Genomic DNA, 17,450 nt, shown 5'->3' with positions numbered 1-17,450 from the left:
ACGCATCCAGGTGCGCAGCTATCGCGGTGAGTCAGTCGCCGGTCCGGTCCACCAAGTGGTGAGCCTCAAGGACAGTCATGCCGAGCATGCGAAAATATGCGCGCCAGAATTCCACCGCTTCCTGTGCCGTACCTACATCCTGTACGCATTCGATTTCAAAGACATCGCCGCTCGCCAGTTGCGGCCGGGCAGGCCAACGGGCCAGTGCGGGGTCGCTGGAGCAACGAATGAAATTCAGGAGCTGGGGTTCGCAGGCGCCAGGATCGTCGACCGCGTAATCGACGAACAAGCGGCTGTCGGGTCCATGGCAGACGCCAAAGATGTGATACGAACCGTCCATGGTAGGTTTCATGTCTTGTCCTCCTGACAAGGATTGCCTTCCCCGTGTGCAAGGCGGTCTCGGTTACAGCGGTACTGGCCGGCGCCAGAGTCGAGAGGTGCGGCCTGTGTATTGGCTGGCACCAGAAGTAGGGAAAAGCCTAGACAGCCCATTTGATCGCGCCAATTCCGGCTGTCGAAATCCGATGAATAGACACTCCTATCAACCGGCTCCATACCGGCAGCGAGGGAATGGCTACGATGACCGCGCCCGGGATTTCCTGGCCATCGGCGGCTGCTACGCGAGCGGTCCCGGGTCCGCCCCAGGTGCCTCTCTCGATGATCGAAAACCCCTTGACCTTAAAGTTAACTTAATAGTTAAGGTTAAGCCGCGGCCTAAAGCACAGGAGCATTCCAGCCTGTCTGTCAGCCTCAACCGGTCCCAAGGTCGCAGGTGAACACCGATTCGCTAAGCTTGATGAACCCACCGTGATCGAGGTTCGCCTACAGGCTCCACGCGGCCTTTCTTCAACAACTCAACGATCCGAGGACACAGCATGCAAACCATATTGGGAGCCAGCGGCCAGATCGCCGTGGAACTGGCACGCGAGTTATCCCGTAGCCACACCGATGACCTGCGGCTGGTGAGCCGCAACCCCAGCAAGGTCAACCCCACCGATACCCTGCTGCCGGCGGATCTGCTCGATGCCGAGCAGGCCGCCAAGGCAATCAAGGGCAGCAGCATCGTGTACTTCACCGCCGGCTTGCCGCCGGACACCCAGTTATGGGAAAGGCAGTTCCCGCTGATGCTGCAAAATGCCCTGCAGGCCAGTCGCGCAGCCAACGCCAGGTTTGTCTATTTCGACAACACCTACATGTACCCACAGAACGATCGCGTGCTGACCGAGGACGCGGCGTTCGAGCCGGTTGGACGCAAGGGCAAGGTCCGTGCCGCGATGGCATCGATGGTGTTGCAGGAAATGGCCCGCGGCGAGATTCCCGTGGTCATCGGTCGGGCACCCGAATTCTATGGCCCGGGCAAGACCCAGAGCATCACCAACAGCCTGGTCATCGACAACCTCAAGGCTGGCAAGAAGCCACGCGTACCGGTCCGGGACGACACGCTGCGGACACTGATCTGGACTCCCGATGCCAGCCGCGCACTGGCGGGCCTGGGCAACGCACCGGACACCTATGGGCAGACCTGGCACCTGCCCTGTGACGACAATCGCCTGACCTACCGGCAGTTTGTCGCCCTGGCATCGGAGCTCTCGGGCCGGGCCCCCTCCTACAAGGTGCTGGGTAAATGGATGCTGACAGCGGCCGGCCTGGTGAACAGCCAAGTTCGTGAGCTCCGGGAGCTGCTGCCGCGGTACGAGCACGACAACCTGTTCGACTCCACGAAGTTCAAGCAGCGTTTCCCAGAGTTCCAGGTCACGTCCTATCGCCAGGGGCTGGCACAGGTCCTCAACGAATGAAATGAGAGGTGGGCCTGGGTACCGCCGGCCGGGGTGTCATTGGGGTTCTGGGGCAAACAGGTAGGTTCGGACAAAGTCCCCCAGCGCTGCAGCAGCATGATTGGCGTCGCTGCTCAGCCCCAGGTTCAGCTCCAGCCACAGGCCACTGAGCAGGGAAAACACCAGGCTTGCAGCCCCCTGGGGAGAAAGGCCCTGGCGGACCCAGCCCTCGCGCTGGCCAATGGCCAAAAGCTCGCTCAGGTCCTTGCGCATCTGCCGGTCCACTTCGACGATGCGGGCCTGCTCATTACTGCGCGCCAGCTCCAGCCAACTGTCCAGGCTGAGGTCGAATTCGCCGGGGTACAACAGCTCCTGTACCAGCTCTTGTACGCCGATGTCGGCCAACTGGTGCAAGCCCTCCTTGCTGAGCAACTGCCGGGTTTGAGTGATGTAGCGTTCGGTCTCCAGCTCGACGATCGCGTCGATGATCTCGCGCTTGTCCTTGAAGTAGCGAAACACGGCTCCAGCACTCATGCCGGCCCCGAGGCAAATGTCCTCGGTACGGGCGCCATGGAAGCCTTTTTCCTTGAACACCCGGGCAGCGGCCAGGAGGATCTGTCCGCGGCGTTGTTCATGCAGTTGTTCGTTACGGGTACGGGCCATGGTGATCTTGATGGATAAGCGGATTAATGAGGCGCGATACTATCAACCTCATGCCGGTCGTCAAACCAGCACGCGAGAGTATGCCGAGGCGACTACCAGATCTTGTAGGTGCCTGGCCTGAATAAGTCCGTTATAAAAAAATGCTTTCTCTATCGCCAAGGAAAATCCAGCCATGCACATGGAAGAGCACACGCTGAGCGAGATGAGCGACGAGCTGAAATTGATGCTGGGCCGCTTTCGATACGAACAGTTCGTGGAAAAACTCGGGTGGCGCTTGCCAGCCCATCCCCATCCTGGCCTGTGTGAATGGGACCAATACGATACCGAACAGGCCCGCTACGTCCTGGCCATCAATCAACGGGGAGCCATCGTCGGCTGCTCGCGCCTGATCCCCAGCACCTTCCCTACCCTGCTTGAAGGCGTCTTCAGCCAGACCTGCTCCGGTACGCCACCACGGGATCCGGCTGTCTGGGAAATGACCCGTTTCACCACCAATGAACCTCAGCTGGCGATGCCGTTGTTCTGGAGAAGCCTCAGGATCGCCAGCCAGGCGGGAGCGGACAGCATCGTCGGGGTGGTCAACAGGACCATGGAGCGTTACTACCAGATCAACGGCGTGCATTACCAACGATTGGGCCCGCCCGCCGTGCACCAGAACGAGAAGATCATCGCCATCCAGCTCTCGGCGCACCGCGAGCACCATCGTCACGCCCTCGCATCTGCTACCTTCACCCGTAGCCTTCCACTGCAAGAGATCGCCTGACAAGCGCCGAGTCGCCCTATCGGTCGGCTCGGCAACTTCCTCAGATGTAGCCCAGGGCAACCGCGTAGGACACGGCCTGTACCCGATTACTGGCACCGATCTTGCGCTGGATATTGCGGTGGTGGTAATTCACCGTATCGGTGCACACCCCCATGATCACGCCGATTTCTTCCGAGGTCTTGCCGTCGGCAGTCCAGCGCAGCACATCGCACTCCCTGCCACTGAACTCGACCTGGACATTGAGCGAGCTGTCATCGTTTTCCAGTTCAGAGAGCTTCTCATGGGCCGCCATGGCGAATGCCTTGGTCACCGGTTTCAGCGCTTCGAATTCCTCGGCACTGATGGCCTTGTTCCGGCGAGCCAGGCTCAACAGACCCACCCGCCCCTGGGCGTTGAACGAAGGTTGCGCCAAGCCATGGCACAGGTTCGAATCCCTGGCCTCGGACCACAACTGCGGGCACTCGCGGAACAACTCGTTACCCCACAGGATCGGCGCCGATGAGAGCTTGCTGTGCTTCACTGTCGGGTCGATCAGGGCATAGTTCTGCGCCTGATAGCGCTGCACCCAGGGCTCGGGGTAGTTGCTATATATAGATGTCTTGGGGCGCATGAAGGGGGTCACGCTACAGGTGCCGTAGGCAAAGAAATCAAAATCCAGTTCCTGCAGGGCTCCCATCGCAATGCCCTTGAACTCTTCCGTATCCGAAGCTTGTGAAAAGATACTGTAAAAATACGCATCCCATCCAAACAGCTGTCCTAATTCCATTTTGAACACCACCAACGTTTGAAGGAGGTCGTGAGACTAGACCAAACTGAACTCATGTCAACCGTTAACACTGGAGGGCCATAGACCACTTTGCGCTTACTCTAGAATTGTACCATCTAGTTAAACTAAGTAGCCGTAAGCCAGCATCACCTCCCGATGTTATAGAGCCATTACTAGTCTTCCTTTCGACGAACGTACCTGTTCTCTTCACGATACTGAAACAGTCCATCGGGCCGGGGCTTTCGCGGCCCTCGCTACAAGATCTGGTAGTTCCAACAGCCAGAAACGCAAGTGTATAAACATCCCCCGTCTGGAATCCCGACAACAGCACATCGGTTAAACGCTGCAAATAGTGCTGGTCGGACTTCTTAACCGAACACCTAGTTTAATTTAGAAAACATCAGCTCTAACAAGTGAGGATGCTGTCCATGCCTACGCCATCTAGCGAATTCAATGATCAACTTGAACTTCGCAAAAAGAACCGAGCCACCGTTGAACAGTACATGCATACCAATGGCAAGGATCGCCTGCGCCGTCATGAACTGTTCACTGAGGACGGCAGTCTTGGTTCCTGGAATACCGAGAGCGGCGAGCCTATGGAGTTCACCGGGCATGACAAACTTGAAGCGCTTGGGGCCTGGATCGAGAAGTGCTTTCCGGATTGGCAGTTCCACAATATCCGGATCTTCGCCACCCCCAATCCCAATCATTTCTGGGTAGAAAGCGATGCTCGCGGCAAGACCCGGGTACCTGGTTACCCCGAGGGTTATTGCGAAAATCACTACATCCACTCCTTCGAACTGGACAACGGCAAGATCCGCCAGAGCCGTGAGTTCATGAACCCCTTCAATCAACTTCGCGGCCTCGGCGTTGCTGTGCCGAAGATCAAGCGCGAAGGCATTCCTGCCTCATAAATCCCCCCTCACGTTTACTGGAGAATGAGTATGCCAGCTAGTGCAGCCCGACAACTAAACGAACACGATACTGCAGAACTTCGGCGCAAAAACCGCGCCACGGTAGAGCAATACATGCACACCAAGGGCCAGGATCGCCTGCGCCGCCACGAACTGTTCACCGAAGACGGCTCCGGCGGCCTGTGGACCACCGATACTGGGGCGCCAATTGCCATCAACGGCAAGGCCAAGTTGGCTGAACATGCGGTCTGGTCGCTCAAGTGCTTCCCGGATTGGGAGTGGTACAACATTCAGATATTTGAAACCGATGATCCCAATCATATTTGGGTGGAATGTGATGGCCACGGCAAGATCCTGTTCCCCGGGTATCCCGAAGGTTATTACGAAAACCACTTCTTGCATTCTTTCGAGTTGCAGGACGGCAAGATCAAGCAAAACCGTGAGTTCATGAATGTCTTCCAGCAGTTGCGCGCCCTGGGTATTCCGGTGCCGCAAATCAAGCGTGAAGGCATACCTACTTAATTCCCCCTAGGGAGAGTGATCGCATCATGGAAGACTTACTGAAACGGGTTCTTAGTTGTGAAGCGTTCCAGCAACCTCAATGGAGCGAACCCTCGCAATTGCACGACGCGAAGACCTACCTGCGAGACAGCGCGTCGCTGATTCGAGTCGAGGATGTCCTGGTATTGCGTGCCACCTTGGCCAGAGTTGCGGCCGGTGAAGCGATGGTCATCCAGTGCGGTGATTGCGCCGAAGACATGAATGAAAGCTCTCCCGGCGATGTCGCCCGCAAAGCTGCCGTGCTGGATATGCTGGCCGGCGCTCTGCGCCTGGTGACCCAACAACCGGTGGTACGGGTGGGGCGAATTGCCGGGCAATTCGCCAAGCCGCGGTCCAACAACAGTGAGCGCATCGGCGATATCGAGTTGCCGGTGTATCGCGGCGACATGGTCAACGGCCGCGAGGCCCTCGACATTCATCGCCAGCACGACGCCCAGCGCCTGGTCCGCGGCTATAGAGCGGCACAGGACATCATGCAGCACTTGGGGTGGAACCAGTCCGCGGACCAGAAGCCACTCACCGGCTCCCCAGCCTGGACCAGCCACGAAATGCTGGTGCTCGACTACGAACTGCCCCAGGTTCGCCAGGATGAACAGGGCCGGGTCTTTCTCGGTTCGACCCACTGGCCATGGATCGGCGAACGCACCCGGCAATTGACCGGAGCCCACGTGGCGCTGCTCAGCGAAGTGCTCAACCCGGTGGCCTGCAAGGTCGGCCCGGACATCACCCGGGACCAGATCCTGAGCCTGTGCGACCGACTGGACCCGCGGCGCGAGCCGGGTCGCCTGACCCTGATTGCCCGCATGGGGGCACACAAGGTCGGCGATCGCTTGCCACCGTTGGTGGAGGCCGTGCGCAGTGCCGGGCACAAGGTCATCTGGCTGAGTGACCCCATGCACGGCAACACCATCGTCGCCCCTTGCGGCAACAAGACCCGCATGGTGCGCACCATCAGCGAGGAAATCATCGCCTTCAAGCACGCCGTGACCGCGGCGGGGGGCGTGGCGGCCGGCCTGCACCTGGAGACCACCCCCGATGATGTCAGCGAGTGCGTTTTCGATGCCAGGGAGCTGGATCGGGTCTCCAACCGCTACGAGAGCCTGTGCGATCCGCGGCTGACGCCAGGGCAAGCCGTCACGGCGGTAATGGCCTGGCAAAACTCGCCCTCCCCCGCCATTTATTGACTGGAGTTCGTTGCCATGACCGGCATTCCATCGATCGTCCCCTACGACCTGCCCACTTCCCGCGACTTGCCCGTCAACCTCGCGCAATGGCAGATCGATCCCGAACGCGCCGTACTGCTGGTGCATGACATGCAGCGTTACTTCCTGCGGCCTTTGCCCGAGCCCCTGCGCGAAAGCGTAGTGGGCAATGCCGCACGCATTCGCCAATGGGCCATCGACCACCAGGTACCGGTGGCCTACACCGCGCAACCGGGCAGCATGAGCGAAAAACAACGCGGGCTGCTCAAGGACTTCTGGGGCCCAGGCATGCAAGCCAGCCCCGGCGACCGCGAGGTGGTCGAAGCCCTGGCGCCGCGTCCCGGCGACTGGCAACTGACCAAGTGGCGCTACAGCGCGTTCTTCAATTCCGACCTGCTCGAGCGCATGCGCGACAGCGGTCGCGATCAGTTGGTGCTCTGTGGCGTGTATGCCCATGTAGGCGTGCTGATCTCCACCGTGGATGCCTATTCCAACGATATCCAGCCGTTCCTGGTGGCTGATGCCATCGCCGACTTCAGCAAGGAGTACCACTGGATGGCCATCGAATATGCCGCCAGCCGCTGCGCCATGGTCGTGACCACCGATGAGGTGGTGCTATGAACCAGGCCAACACCCCGCTCATCGAGCGCATCCTGCAACCGGCACCCGGGCCTTTTGCCCTGCTCTACCGTCCGGAATCCAATGGTCCCGGCGTGCTGGACGTGCTGTCGGGGACGATGTCGCAACCGCAGCGCCTGGCCGACATCGAGCTGCCGGCCACCAACATCGGCGAGCCGCGCCTGGACGTACTGACGCTGATTCCCTACCGGCAGATCGCCGAACGTGGCTTCGAGGCGGTGGATGACCAATCGCCATTGCTGGCGATGACCATCACCGAGCAACAGTCCATCGGCATCGAGCAATTGCTGGGGTTGTTGCCCGATGAGTCGATCCACTTGGGCAGCGAACGCTTCGACCTCAGCGACGAAGCCTATGCCGAGATCGTCAGCCAGGTGATCGCCAATGAAATCGGCTCCGGGGAAGGCGCCAACTTCGTGATCAAGCGCACCTTCCTGGCGGAAATCAGCGAGTACGGCCCGGCCAAGGCCCTGTCGTTCTTCCGTCACCTGCTGGAGCGGGAAAAAGGCGCCTATTGGACATTCATCATTCACACCGGTGACCGTACCTTCGTGGGTGCCTCCCCCGAGCGCCATATCAGCGTCAAGGATGGCCTGGCGGTGATGAACCCCATCAGTGGCACCTATCGCTATCCGCCTGCCGGCCCCAACCTGGCCGAGGTCATGGAATTCCTGGCCAATCGCAAGGAAGCCGAAGAGCTGTACATGGTGGTGGACGAAGAGCTGAAGATGATGGCGCTCATCTGCGAAGACGGTGGCCATGTGCGTGGTCCCTATCTGAAGGAGATGGCCCACCTGGCCCACACCGAGTACTTCATCGAAGGCAAGACCCGTCGCGATGTACGCGACATCCTGCGCGAGACCCTGTTCGCCCCCACCGTCACGGGCAGCCCGCTGGAGAGCGCCTGCCGGGTGATCCAGCGCTACGAGCCCCAGGGCCGCGGCTACTACAGCGGCATGGCGGCGCTGATCGGCAGCGACGGCAAGGGTGGGCGCTCCCTGGACTCGTCGATCCTGATCCGCACCGCGGACATCGATGACCAGGGCCAGGTACGAATCAGCGTCGGCTCGACCATCGTTCGCCATTCCGACCCGCTGGGCGAGGCGGCCGAGAGCCGGGCCAAGGCTGCCGGCCTGATTGCCGCGTTGAAGAACCAGACGCCATCGCGTTTCGGCAATCATCTGCAGGTGCGTGCCGCGTTGGCCAGCCGCAATGCCTATGTGTCGGACTTCTGGCTGATGGACAGTCAGCAGCGCCAACAAGTGCAAGGCGACTTCAATGGCCGCCAGGTGCTGATCGTCGATGCCGAGGACACTTTCACCTCGATGATCGCCAAGCAATTGCGCGCCCTGGGCCTGGTGGTGACGGTACGCAGCTACAACGATGCCTACCGCTTCGACGGTTATGACCTGGTGATCATGGGCCCGGGCCCTGGCAACCCCAGCGAGGTCGAGCAGCCGAAGATCAACCACCTGCACCTGGCCATCCGCACCCTGCTCAATGAACAGCGGCCTTTCGTGGCGGTCTGCCTGAGCCACCAGGTGCTGAGCCTGTGCCTGGGCCTGGAGCTGCAGCGCCGGGCGATTCCCAACCAGGGCGTGCAAAAGCAGATCGATCTGTTCGGCAATACCGAGCGGGTGGGTTTCTACAACACCTTCGCCGCCCAGAGCGGCAGTGATCGCCTGGATATCGACGGCATTGGTACCGTCGAAATCAGTCGCGACAGCGAGACCGGCGAAGTACATGCCCTGCGCGGGCCGGCGTTCGCCTCCATGCAGTTCCACGCCGAATCGCTGTTGACCCAGGAAGGTCCGCGGATCATGGCCGACCTGCTGCGCCACGCTCTCATCCATACCACCGCCGGCAGCAACACTTCGGTAGCCGGGAGATAACCATGCACGAATACGTCATCATCGACGCCTTTGCCAGCGTCCCGCTGGAAGGCAACCCGGTCGCGGTGTTCTTCAACGCCGACGACCTCAGCGCAACCCAGATGCAACGCATCGCCCGGGAAATGAACCTGTCGGAAACCACCTTCGTGCTCAAGCCACGCAATGGCGGTGACTGGCTGATCAGGATCTTCACCCCGGTCAATGAGCTGCCCTTCGCCGGCCACCCATTGCTGGGTACGGCCGTTGCCCTGGGTGCCCACACCGAAAATCATCGGCTGTACCTGGAAACCCAGATGGGCACCATCGCCTTCGAGCTGGAGCGCCAGAACGGCACCGTGATCGCCGCCAGCATGGGCCAGCCGATCCCGACCTGGAAGGCCCTGGATCGCGATGCCGAGTTGCTCAAGGCCCTGGGCATCGAGTCTTCGACCTTTCCCATCGAGATCTATCACAACGGCCCGCGCCACGTGTTCGTCGGCTTGCCGAGCATCGAGGCGTTGTCCGCCCTGCACCCCGACCACCGTGCCCTGTCGAACTTCCACGACATGGCCATCAACTGCTTTGCCGGTTCGGGGCGCCGCTGGCGCAGCCGGATGTTCTCGCCGGCCTATGGCGTGGTCGAGGATGCGGCCACTGGCTCTGCTGCAGGGCCCCTGGCGATTCACCTGGCGCGTCATGGCCAGATCGAGTTCGGCCAGCAGATCGAGATTCTCCAGGGTGTGGAAATCGGCCGTCCTTCGCTGATGTTCGCCAGGGCCGATGGCCGTGCCGATCAGCTGACGCAGGTGGAAGTTTCAGGTAACGGCGTTACGTTCGGAAGGGGGACCATCGTTCTATGAGCAGTTCAGCACAAGGCAATCCACTGTTGGGCAAAGGCATGTCGGAATCGCTGACCGGCACACTGGATGCGCCGTTTCCCGAGTACCAGACCCTGCCGGAGGACCCCATGGGGGTTCTGCGTAACTGGCTGGAGCGTGCCCGCCGGGTAGGCATCCGTGAACCCAAGGCCCTGGCCCTGGCCACCGCCGACAGCCAGGGGCGGCCTTCGACGCGCATCGTGGTGATCAGCGAGATCACCGACAAAGGCCTGGTGTTCAGCACCCACGCAGGCAGCCAGAAAGGCCGCGAGCTGACCCAGAACCCTTGGGCCTCCGGGGTACTGTACTGGCGCGAGACCAGCCAGCAGATCATCCTCAACGGTCGGGCCGTACGCCAGCCGGATAGCAAGGCCGATGCGGCCTGGCTGAACCGGCCTTATGCCACGCACCCCATGTCCTCGGTCTCGCGTCAGAGCGAGGACCTGAAAGATATTCAGGCCATGCGCGACGCCGCTAACCAGCTGGCCGACATCGAAGGACCGCTGCCTCGTCCCGAGGGCTATTGCGTGTTCGAGCTGCAGCTTGAGTCCCTGGAGTTCTGGGGTAACGGGCAAGAGCGCCTGCATGAGCGCTTGCGCTATGACCGCTGCGATGCGGGCTGGCAGGTGCGGCGTTTGCAACCCTGAATGATGCAAGTGTTTGTACGGGATCTGCCGCGTTGAGGAACGGCGTTGGGGAGGACATGTCCGTTGCTGCGTTTTTCACTTGGCACGAGTCACTTGAGACTTCCCGGCGGCCTTGCGCGGTTCAATGACTAATAACAGGAGTTGCTAAATGTGCGGTCTCACAGGATGGGTAGACTATACGCGCAGGCTCGACGGGGAAGACCCGGCGATTCGTGCCATGACCAATACGCTCGCGCTGCGCGGGCCGGATGCCGAAGGTGTATGGAAACACCGGCACGCCCTTCTGGGTCATCGGCGGTTGGCGGTCATCGACTTGAGCGGTGGTACCCAGCCAATGGTTTATCGTTTTTCGGATGGCCAGGAGGTGTCGCTGGTCTACACCGGCGAGGTCTACAACCACGACGCGTTGCGCAGCCAGCTAAGGCAGATGGGCCATGAGTTCCAGACCCGCAGCGATACCGAAGTGGTGCTGCATGCCTACCTGGAATGGGGCGAGCGTTGCTGCGATCACCTGATCGGCATGTTCGCCTTTGCGGTGTTCGACGGACGCGACGGCCACCTGCTCCTGGTGCGCGATCGCCTGGGGATCAAGCCGCTGTTCTATGCAAAACACCGTGAAGGGTTGCTCTTCGGCTCGGAAATCAAGGCCATCCTGGCTCACCCGGAGTTCAGCGCGGGGCTGGATGTGACCGGGCTGGTCGATGTGCTCACACTGTCGAAGGGAACGGCCCAGACGCCTTTCAGGAACCTGGTGGAGTTGCTTCCCGGCCATCTCCTGTCCTGGCGCCCCAATGGGCAGATCAAGGTCCAGAGCTACTGGCAGGTACGCCGCCAGGAGCACCAGGACGACCTGCAGACGACCGTGCAAAGGACCCGCGAACTGGTCACCCATGCAATGGGTTCGCAATTGCATGCCGACGTTCCGGTGTGCTCGCTGCTGTCCGGCGGGCTCGACTCCACCACGCTCACGGCTATCGGGCAGCGTCTGGAAAAGGCCAGGACCGGTGGGGACATCAATTCATTCTCGGTGGACTTCACTGGCCAATCCGAGCAGTTCAAGAGCGACGACCTGCGTCCCGACCAGGATCAACCCTTTGCCCTGTTGGCCGCCAAGTTCATCGGCAGCCGGCACCAGACGGTCGTCATCGATAACGAATCACTGATCTCCGACCTGGCGCGCGCAGAGGTGTTCCGCGCCAAGGACGTGCCTTTCACCTTCGGCGACATGGATACCTCGCTGAACCTGTTGTTCAGGGAAATCCGCAAGCACTCCACGGTGGCCATCTCGGGCGAAGGTGCCGATGAAGTCTTCGGTGGCTATGGCTGGTTCCGCGATCCTAAAGTCGTGGCCGGCGCGAGCTTTCCGTGGTCGTCGCGGGTGAAATTGCCGGCGGGCTTCATCAATGCCGACTTCAACGGCCAGTGCGATCTGGAGCAGTACCAGCAGGCGAGCTATCAGGATGCACTGCGCCAGGTCGAACACCTGGCCCAGGACAGCCCGCAAGAACGGCGGATGCGCGAGCTGTGCCACATGCACTTGAAACGCTGGATGGTGATGCTGCTGGATCGCAAGGACCGTCTGAGCATGTGCAACAGCCTGGAAGTACGCGTGCCGTTCACCGATCACGAACTGGTCGAGTACATCTATAACGTGCCGTGGTCGATCAAGAGCAAGGATGGCGAGGAGAAATGGCTGCTCAAGCAGGCCTGCGCCGACTACGTGCCGCAGGAGATTCTCAATCGTCGCAAGAGTCCTTATCCGACCTCCGCCGATCTGGGCTATGAACGCTTCCTGCGGCGCAGCGCCCAAGAGTTGCTCAAGGACACCGGGAACCCTGTGTTCGGCATCGTATCCCAGGCCCATATCACCGAGGAGTTGCGCAAACCCGAGGGCCATTTCAATACACAGATAAGCCGGCACAGCCTGGAAACCGCGCTGGCACTGGATGCCTGGCTGCGCTTGCACGGGCTTTCGGCCTGATAGCCACCTGGGACGGCCGGTTCACCGGTTGAGTATTCCGGCCACCCCGCTCCACCTTGGCCTGCACTTGCCTTGCGGCAAGTGCATCGCCAACCCGGCAAGCCTCTTGCACTCCGGCACCGATAATTACCGTCACTTCGCACCTGGCGCTCCAGGCAAGCCCAGGGCGTGGCCGTCGTTCACCTGGCGAACTGTTCCTGGGCACAACGCGAGCCATCCATGGCAGCCATGGGCTATTAGCACATCTGCCCTAATCGACCGGTATCCTGGCGCCTGACTATAGTTATCTACTTGCGCGGTCGATGGACCGACGATTCATCAATCAAGGAACGAAACATCATGGAGAGCCCACTGCGCTGCGCCAGGCAGGTGCTGTTATCACTCGGTTTGCTGTGCACCAGCACCGCCGCCCTGGCCCAGGGTACCGGGGACTACTGGATCGTCTACGGCAAGGGCGAGCGTTATAACAACGAAATCTTCATCGCCAATGCCGATGCCATCCAGCAACAACCCAAAGGTGTGCAGCTGGCCATGATGATGCAGATTTTCGAGGACCGGAGGATGCCGGAACTTGCGGTCTACGAGATCCAGTACAAATGCAAGGAACGCCAGGTGCGTTTCGACAGCGCCAGGGCCATGAGCCGCCTCGACTACGCCATCAAGGACGTGACGACTATCAAGGGCTGGATCGACCCGGCGAAATCCGACTACTGGCTCCAGCGTACCTTTGCCTTCGTCTGTGCCCCCGGCAATCGCAGCAACAACCAGATGCTGCCACTGGGCAAGATGACCAACGCGCAGATGGTCGCCACCGTCAAGGAAATGTTCATGCATCTGCGCGGCGTCCAGGCCAACAGCCAGGCAGTGCGCGACCTGGATACGATGCTCGGCAACAGCGCGCCATGAAATCCACGACAATGATCCGCTACCGACTGCTCCCGGCGCTGCTCCTATCACTGCTGGCCGGTTGCAAGAGCCTGCCGGAACTGCAGGCCAGCCATCATTGGAACGGTCGCGACGCGAAGGAAATCATCCAGTTCCTCGGTCCTCCCACGGACATGCAACCCTCCGCCGACCGCAGCCTGGTGACGATGCAGTGGTATCGCAATACCAGCTACGTGAGCAAGGAAGTGGTCGGCAGCACCAGCGAAATGCAAGGCAACGTGATGGTCAATACCAACTACTGGGACGATGTCAACCATCCGGGCAGTTGCACCCTCTCGGCCATCGTCGACAAGGCGCGGCTGATCAGGGACTTTTCCGCCAGTGGCCGCTGTTACGGCGTGGCTATGGAGCCCTAGGCAGGCGCCAACGGCAACCTCGGCTCAGCGTCGTAACGTCACCAGAACCAGCCACCGCGCGACAGTTCCTGCTCACAGCTCTTGTACTGGGCACCGAACAGCGAAGCGCGAGCCTGGACCTTCTGCGAAACGGTCTTGAGCCACGGCTTGGCGTCATAGCTGCGATTGCGATAGCCGCCCCAGCCCTCGTGGTAGTTCAGGTATTGGCCGTAGGCGTCCCACTTGGAGGTGCGGTTGACGTTGTAGCTCTTCTGCATGTACCAGCCCATGAAATCCAGGGCATCGGCGAAGTTGTCGCGGCTCGCCCCCCAGCCACCGGCATCCTTCTTGTAGTCGGCCCAGGTCTCGTCCTTGGCCTGGGCATAGCCGTAGGCGGTGCTGACCCGGCCCCAGGGAATGAACCCGAGGAAGTAGTAGCGCGGCGGCAAGGCGTCGTGCTTGAAGGAAGATTCCTGGTACATCATGGCCATGGGCACCTGGATCGGTGCGCCCCAGCGCTGGTTCATCTTCAACGCCGCTTCGTGCCACTTCGGTTTTTCCCGGAAGATCTCGCAGAGATTTTCGGGGTTTGCCGGAGGCTTGGTAGCGCACCCGGCAAGGGCCAGGAGCAGGACGAGAGGCAGGAGCCGATGCATGGAGGGAGTTTTTCCTTTGGCGCGGGCATGGAGTGCTGCCCTTCGGGCCAAGCTTTATACACACTTTGCCATCAGCCGGCGATACGCCAGCTCAAACAGCTGTGTTGCAACTCGCGACACAGCTTGCACGGCCCCATCCGGCACCACGGGCCAATCCCTGTCATGCCGATGGTCCTCTACCGACCAGGCACTGCATCCGCTTCAGCGTGAGATCGCCATCCAGCCGGCACAGCCGGTCATGACCCCGGCCGAGGTCCGGTTCAGGCGCCGCATGGCCCTGGGCGACTGGATCGCCCGCTTGAGCCGCGCTCCGGCCAGCAGGTAGGCCAGTTGGATACTGAGGTCGATACCGACGCCCAGTGCGGTAATGAAGATCACTTCGGACCAGGACAACGTCGTCAGGTCGAATGCATGGGGCAACACGGCACCGAAGAACACCACGGCCTTGGGGTTGCTCAAGGTCAGCAGCGCACCGGCAAGCAAACCTCGGCTGGCCGAACGCTGCGGTGGTTCCTGGGGTTGTGCGGTGTTGTTCGACCACAGTTTCCAGGCGATGAACAGGATGAAGGCCACGCCGAGCCATTTCACGGCGATGAACAGGTATTCGAAGCGTAACGCCAGTGCGGCCAGCCCCAGGGTGGCGACCAGCAACCACAGTGCGTTGCCCATGACCATGCCGCCGATGAAAGGCAAGGTCGACCTGGCCCCACGGGCGACCACCTGCCCCAACATCGCTGCCTGGGCAGGACCGGGAATAGCCGCCGCAATCGCGAATGGCACGGCGAAGAACCAGATTGAAGCCGTCACGCTCATGTGTGAAATCTCCCAGGCACTGTCATGTGGTCCCGGATCCTCGCATTGAGCCGGCCACTGGATCAATGCCCCTCTCGGCTCCACGCTTTAGTAAAACTGCAGCATGCTGCTTGAGAACATATGGCTTGTAGCGGCTCGCGGCGCTCGGATTACATGGGCGCCCCATCAAGCCCGATGTCCGGGCCAGTACCAGGAGCACAACCGTGCCAAGACTTGCAGGATTACCCAGGGCGCTCGCCGGCATCGGCCTGGCGCTTGCCGCGGCCTTTGCCCATGGCGCCGATAACGCCGGCCAAACCGGCCGTTTCGTGGTGCATCGCCTCGCCCAACACCTGTATGCCCTGGGCGAGCCGGGCTACTACCAGAAGAACTACTCCTACCTGTTCATCGGCAAGGATCGGGCGTTGATGTTCGATGCCGGGGCCAACCAGGGAGAAGAGATCATCCAGGTCATTGGCCAACTGACGGACAAGCCGGTCTCCGTCCTGCCCTCGCACCTGCACTTCGATCATCTGGGGGGCCTGCCCCATTTCAGCAGCATCTACCTGCCCGACCTGCCGTTCACCCGCAGCTTGCAACGCAGCGACGGCCTGTACCAGGTTCCCGAAGCCGTGCACCTGGGCCAGTTCGACAATCTGGTGCTCCCCCCCTTCAAGGTCGAACGGTTGATCCAGCCTGGACAAGTGATCGACCTGGGCGGCCTGCAGCTGAGGATGCTCAGTGTCCCCGGGCATACCCGGGATGAAGTCATGCTGTATGACCAAAACCATGACATCCTGCTCACCGGCGACCATCTCTACCCATCCTGGCTGCTGGTCGGCAACCTCGATGACTACCTGGCGTCCCTTGACGCGACCTTGCAGTCGATCGACCAGGACACCGTCCTTTATGGCGCTCACGCCGGTGATGACCCCAACCGGGTGCCACGCATGGATCGCGACGAGGTCGTGAAGATCCGCGATGCCATGCAGCGAATCCGTGCCGGCCAGGACCCTGGCCAGGCATTTGCCGATCCCGAACTCATCCGCCGGGCCAAGCTCCACGAGGTGGACAAGGGCGTCAGCATCCTGACGGGAATCCAGTTCACCGACGGCCGGGAGTTTGGCTACTGATCCTGCGCCCAGTCGGAGCTCGATGCCCGGGACTGCACGGTGCTGGCCAGCCACTCGATCAGTCCCATGACCTCGGGGCGGGCTCGCTGGCTCTCGGCGCAAACGCAGTAGTAGTTGTGCACGGCAGCCGACGAGATAGCCAGGGGGGCGACCAGTCGCCCTTCTTCAAGGTCACGGACCGAGACCAGCTCATCGCTGAGGGCTACGCCAAACCCCTCTCGGGCGGCCTGCAGCACCAGGCCGAAATCTTCGAAATAGACATCGGACAATCCACCCAGGGTCGCCCCCGCTTCCGCCAGCCACTGGCCCCACTGGGCACCGTTGTCCTCATGGAGCAGGCGATGTCGGGCCAGATCCGCCACGCTGCGGATGGCCCGTGGGCCCCGAAGATACTGCGCACTGCACACCGGCGCCAGGCGAATGCCGTGGAGCAAGCGCCACCAGAACCCCGACCAGGGCGGCGTACCATAGACCACCGCGATATCGGCCTTGCGCCAATCGACCTGGTTGAAGTAACTGGCCGAGATGACCTTGAGCTTGACCCCGAGGTTCTGCTCCATGAAGTGGAACAACGCGGGAGTCAGCCAGGCAATGCCCTCCAGCGGTGGCAGGGAAAGGGTCAGCTCGATCACGCCGGGCATCGCTTGCGCAGGAGCCTGCAACACCGCCACCGCATCGCCGATATCCGTCAGGGCATGGGCGATACGTTGATGGAACACTCGCCCGGCGTCGGTCAAGACCAGTTGCCGGCCACGCTTCTCGAACAGCTCGACGGCCAAGGCGCCCTGTAGCGTCTTGAGCTGCTGGCTCACCGCTCCCGCCGTCACATGCAGCTCGACCGCTGCCGCCGCCAGGTTGCCCAGGCGCGCGACCGACTCGAAGACCTTGATGCTGTTCAGTGGCGGAAAAGCCATGGCTCACCAGTACGG

At 61.1% G+C, this 17,450-nt stretch carries 19 protein-coding genes; 13 read left to right on the top strand and 6 right to left on the bottom strand.

Annotated elements, in window-relative coordinates; all coding sequences use genetic code 11:
• Window positions 1–31 precede the first annotated feature (31 nt).
• Complete coding sequence (locus tag C4K39_RS15280; protein ID WP_124346861.1) at window positions 32–352, bottom strand: hypothetical protein; 321 nt, start codon at window positions 350–352, stop codon at window positions 32–34.
• A gap of 523 nt (window positions 353–875) precedes the next feature.
• On the opposite strand from C4K39_RS15280, the gene C4K39_RS15275 reads away from it, so the two are divergent.
• Window positions 876–1,796, top strand: coding sequence for an SDR family oxidoreductase (locus C4K39_RS15275; protein WP_124346860.1), 921 nt, complete (start codon window positions 876–878; stop codon window positions 1,794–1,796).
• Window positions 1,797–1,832: 36 nt separating this feature from the next.
• Here the strand turns inward: C4K39_RS15275 and C4K39_RS15270 are convergent, their stop codons facing one another.
• Window positions 1,833–2,438, bottom strand: coding sequence for a TetR/AcrR family transcriptional regulator (locus C4K39_RS15270; RefSeq protein ID WP_124346859.1), 606 nt, complete (start codon window positions 2,436–2,438; stop codon window positions 1,833–1,835).
• A 172-nt stretch (window positions 2,439–2,610) separates the two neighbouring features.
• Between C4K39_RS15270 and C4K39_RS15265 the strand changes: the two genes are divergently transcribed.
• On the top strand, window positions 2,611–3,201 hold the full coding sequence (locus C4K39_RS15265; RefSeq protein WP_124346858.1) for an acyl-homoserine-lactone synthase: 591 nt from the start codon (window positions 2,611–2,613) through the stop codon (window positions 3,199–3,201).
• 40 nt (window positions 3,202–3,241) lie between these two features.
• Here C4K39_RS15265 and C4K39_RS15260 read toward each other — a convergent pair whose 3' ends face one another.
• Window positions 3,242–3,967, bottom strand: coding sequence for an autoinducer binding domain-containing protein (locus C4K39_RS15260; protein WP_124346857.1), 726 nt, complete (start codon window positions 3,965–3,967; stop codon window positions 3,242–3,244).
• Between the two features lie 419 nt (window positions 3,968–4,386).
• Between C4K39_RS15260 and C4K39_RS31670 the strand changes: the two genes are divergently transcribed.
• From C4K39_RS31670 to C4K39_RS15215, 10 genes are all read left to right on the top strand, one after another.
• Entirely contained in the window at window positions 4,387–4,881 is a 495-nt protein-coding gene (locus C4K39_RS31670) for a PhzA/PhzB family protein (protein ID WP_437179374.1), read from the top strand.
• Between the two features lie 30 nt (window positions 4,882–4,911).
• Window positions 4,912–5,403: a PhzA/PhzB family protein gene (locus C4K39_RS31665; protein WP_178083967.1), complete on the top strand. Its 492-nt coding sequence runs from the start codon at window positions 4,912–4,914 to the stop codon at window positions 5,401–5,403.
• Between the two features lie 26 nt (window positions 5,404–5,429).
• Window positions 5,430–6,626 carry a 3-deoxy-7-phosphoheptulonate synthase gene (locus C4K39_RS15250; RefSeq protein ID WP_124346856.1) on the top strand — a complete coding sequence of 399 codons (1,197 nt, stop codon included), beginning with the start codon at window positions 5,430–5,432 and terminating at the stop codon, window positions 6,624–6,626.
• 15 nt (window positions 6,627–6,641) lie between these two features.
• The gene (locus tag C4K39_RS15245) at window positions 6,642–7,265 is read left to right on the top strand and encodes an isochorismatase family protein (RefSeq protein WP_124346855.1); all 624 of its coding nucleotides are present in this window, start codon (window positions 6,642–6,644) and stop codon (window positions 7,263–7,265) included.
• Window positions 7,262–9,175, top strand: a complete 1,914-nt coding sequence (locus C4K39_RS15240; protein WP_124346854.1) for an anthranilate synthase family protein — start codon at window positions 7,262–7,264, stop codon at window positions 9,173–9,175. The genes C4K39_RS15245 and C4K39_RS15240 overlap by 4 nt, the downstream gene beginning before the upstream one ends.
• A gap of 2 nt (window positions 9,176–9,177) precedes the next feature.
• Window positions 9,178–10,014 carry a PhzF family phenazine biosynthesis protein gene (locus C4K39_RS15235; RefSeq protein WP_124346853.1) on the top strand — a complete coding sequence of 279 codons (837 nt, stop codon included), beginning with the start codon at window positions 9,178–9,180 and terminating at the stop codon, window positions 10,012–10,014.
• On the top strand, window positions 10,011–10,679 hold the full coding sequence (gene phzG / locus C4K39_RS15230; protein ID WP_124346852.1) for a phenazine biosynthesis FMN-dependent oxidase PhzG: 669 nt from the start codon (window positions 10,011–10,013) through the stop codon (window positions 10,677–10,679). The genes C4K39_RS15235 and phzG overlap by 4 nt, the downstream gene beginning before the upstream one ends.
• Window positions 10,680–10,827: 148 nt before the next feature.
• A complete protein-coding gene (asnB, locus tag C4K39_RS15225; RefSeq protein ID WP_124346851.1) occupies window positions 10,828–12,660 on the top strand; it encodes an asparagine synthase (glutamine-hydrolyzing) in 1,833 nt (610 codons plus the stop codon).
• Between the two features lie 339 nt (window positions 12,661–12,999).
• Window positions 13,000–13,566, top strand: a complete 567-nt coding sequence (locus tag C4K39_RS15220) for a hypothetical protein (RefSeq protein ID WP_124346850.1) — start codon at window positions 13,000–13,002, stop codon at window positions 13,564–13,566.
• A complete protein-coding gene (locus C4K39_RS15215; protein ID WP_124346849.1) occupies window positions 13,563–13,961 on the top strand; it encodes a hypothetical protein in 399 nt (132 codons plus the stop codon). The genes C4K39_RS15220 and C4K39_RS15215 overlap by 4 nt, the downstream gene beginning before the upstream one ends.
• Before the next feature lie 38 nt (window positions 13,962–13,999).
• Here C4K39_RS15215 and C4K39_RS15210 read toward each other — a convergent pair whose 3' ends face one another.
• Together C4K39_RS15210 and C4K39_RS15205 are read right to left on the bottom strand one after the other, a co-directional pair.
• Window positions 14,000–14,596, bottom strand: coding sequence for a transglycosylase SLT domain-containing protein (locus C4K39_RS15210; RefSeq protein WP_068576893.1), 597 nt, complete (start codon window positions 14,594–14,596; stop codon window positions 14,000–14,002).
• A gap of 201 nt (window positions 14,597–14,797) precedes the next feature.
• Window positions 14,798–15,409, bottom strand: a complete 612-nt coding sequence (locus C4K39_RS15205; RefSeq protein ID WP_068576891.1) for a LysE family translocator — start codon at window positions 15,407–15,409, stop codon at window positions 14,798–14,800.
• 203 nt (window positions 15,410–15,612) lie between these two features.
• Between C4K39_RS15205 and C4K39_RS15200 the strand changes: the two genes are divergently transcribed.
• Window positions 15,613–16,521 carry an MBL fold metallo-hydrolase gene (locus C4K39_RS15200; RefSeq protein WP_124346848.1) on the top strand — a complete coding sequence of 303 codons (909 nt, stop codon included), beginning with the start codon at window positions 15,613–15,615 and terminating at the stop codon, window positions 16,519–16,521.
• Here the strand turns inward: C4K39_RS15200 and C4K39_RS15195 are convergent.
• Window positions 16,515–17,435, bottom strand: a complete 921-nt coding sequence (locus tag C4K39_RS15195; RefSeq protein WP_124346847.1) for a LysR substrate-binding domain-containing protein — start codon at window positions 17,433–17,435, stop codon at window positions 16,515–16,517. The genes C4K39_RS15200 and C4K39_RS15195 overlap by 7 nt on opposite strands.
• Window positions 17,436–17,450: the final 15 nt, after the last annotated feature.

It is taken from the genome of Pseudomonas sessilinigenes (assembly GCF_003850565.1).
Classification (GTDB): Bacteria; Pseudomonadota; Gammaproteobacteria; order Pseudomonadales; family Pseudomonadaceae; genus Aquipseudomonas; species Aquipseudomonas sessilinigenes.
This window is presented reverse-complemented; position numbering and strand designations above follow the sequence as displayed.

What these genes read in the sequence shown, in the direction of transcription:
- C4K39_RS15220 (WP_124346850.1), top strand. Translation starts at nt 13,000, where the DNA reads ATGGAGAGCCCACTGCGCTGCGCCAGGCAGGTGCTGTTATCACTCGGT.
- C4K39_RS15205 (WP_068576891.1), bottom strand. Translation starts at nt 15,409, where the DNA reads ATGAGCGTGACGGCTTCAATCTGGTTCTTCGCCGTGCCATTCGCGATT.
- C4K39_RS15270 (WP_124346859.1), bottom strand. Translation starts at nt 2,438, where the DNA reads ATGGCCCGTACCCGTAACGAACAACTGCATGAACAACGCCGCGGACAG.
- C4K39_RS31665 (WP_178083967.1), top strand. Translation starts at nt 4,912, where the DNA reads ATGCCAGCTAGTGCAGCCCGACAACTAAACGAACACGATACTGCAGAA.
- C4K39_RS15215 (WP_124346849.1), top strand. Translation starts at nt 13,563, where the DNA reads ATGAAATCCACGACAATGATCCGCTACCGACTGCTCCCGGCGCTGCTC.
- C4K39_RS31670 (WP_437179374.1), top strand. Translation starts at nt 4,387, where the DNA reads ATGCTGTCCATGCCTACGCCATCTAGCGAATTCAATGATCAACTTGAA.
- C4K39_RS15240 (WP_124346854.1), top strand. Translation starts at nt 7,262, where the DNA reads ATGAACCAGGCCAACACCCCGCTCATCGAGCGCATCCTGCAACCGGCA.
- phzG (WP_124346852.1), top strand. Translation starts at nt 10,011, where the DNA reads ATGAGCAGTTCAGCACAAGGCAATCCACTGTTGGGCAAAGGCATGTCG.
- C4K39_RS15235 (WP_124346853.1), top strand. Translation starts at nt 9,178, where the DNA reads ATGCACGAATACGTCATCATCGACGCCTTTGCCAGCGTCCCGCTGGAA.
- C4K39_RS15245 (WP_124346855.1), top strand. Translation starts at nt 6,642, where the DNA reads ATGACCGGCATTCCATCGATCGTCCCCTACGACCTGCCCACTTCCCGC.
- C4K39_RS15195 (WP_124346847.1), bottom strand. Translation starts at nt 17,435, where the DNA reads ATGGCTTTTCCGCCACTGAACAGCATCAAGGTCTTCGAGTCGGTCGCG.
- C4K39_RS15280 (WP_124346861.1), bottom strand. Translation starts at nt 352, where the DNA reads ATGAAACCTACCATGGACGGTTCGTATCACATCTTTGGCGTCTGCCAT.
- C4K39_RS15275 (WP_124346860.1), top strand. Translation starts at nt 876, where the DNA reads ATGCAAACCATATTGGGAGCCAGCGGCCAGATCGCCGTGGAACTGGCA.
- C4K39_RS15260 (WP_124346857.1), bottom strand. Translation starts at nt 3,967, where the DNA reads ATGGAATTAGGACAGCTGTTTGGATGGGATGCGTATTTTTACAGTATC.
- C4K39_RS15210 (WP_068576893.1), bottom strand. Translation starts at nt 14,596, where the DNA reads ATGCATCGGCTCCTGCCTCTCGTCCTGCTCCTGGCCCTTGCCGGGTGC.
- C4K39_RS15265 (WP_124346858.1), top strand. Translation starts at nt 2,611, where the DNA reads ATGCACATGGAAGAGCACACGCTGAGCGAGATGAGCGACGAGCTGAAA.
- C4K39_RS15250 (WP_124346856.1), top strand. Translation starts at nt 5,430, where the DNA reads ATGGAAGACTTACTGAAACGGGTTCTTAGTTGTGAAGCGTTCCAGCAA.
- asnB (WP_124346851.1), top strand. Translation starts at nt 10,828, where the DNA reads ATGTGCGGTCTCACAGGATGGGTAGACTATACGCGCAGGCTCGACGGG.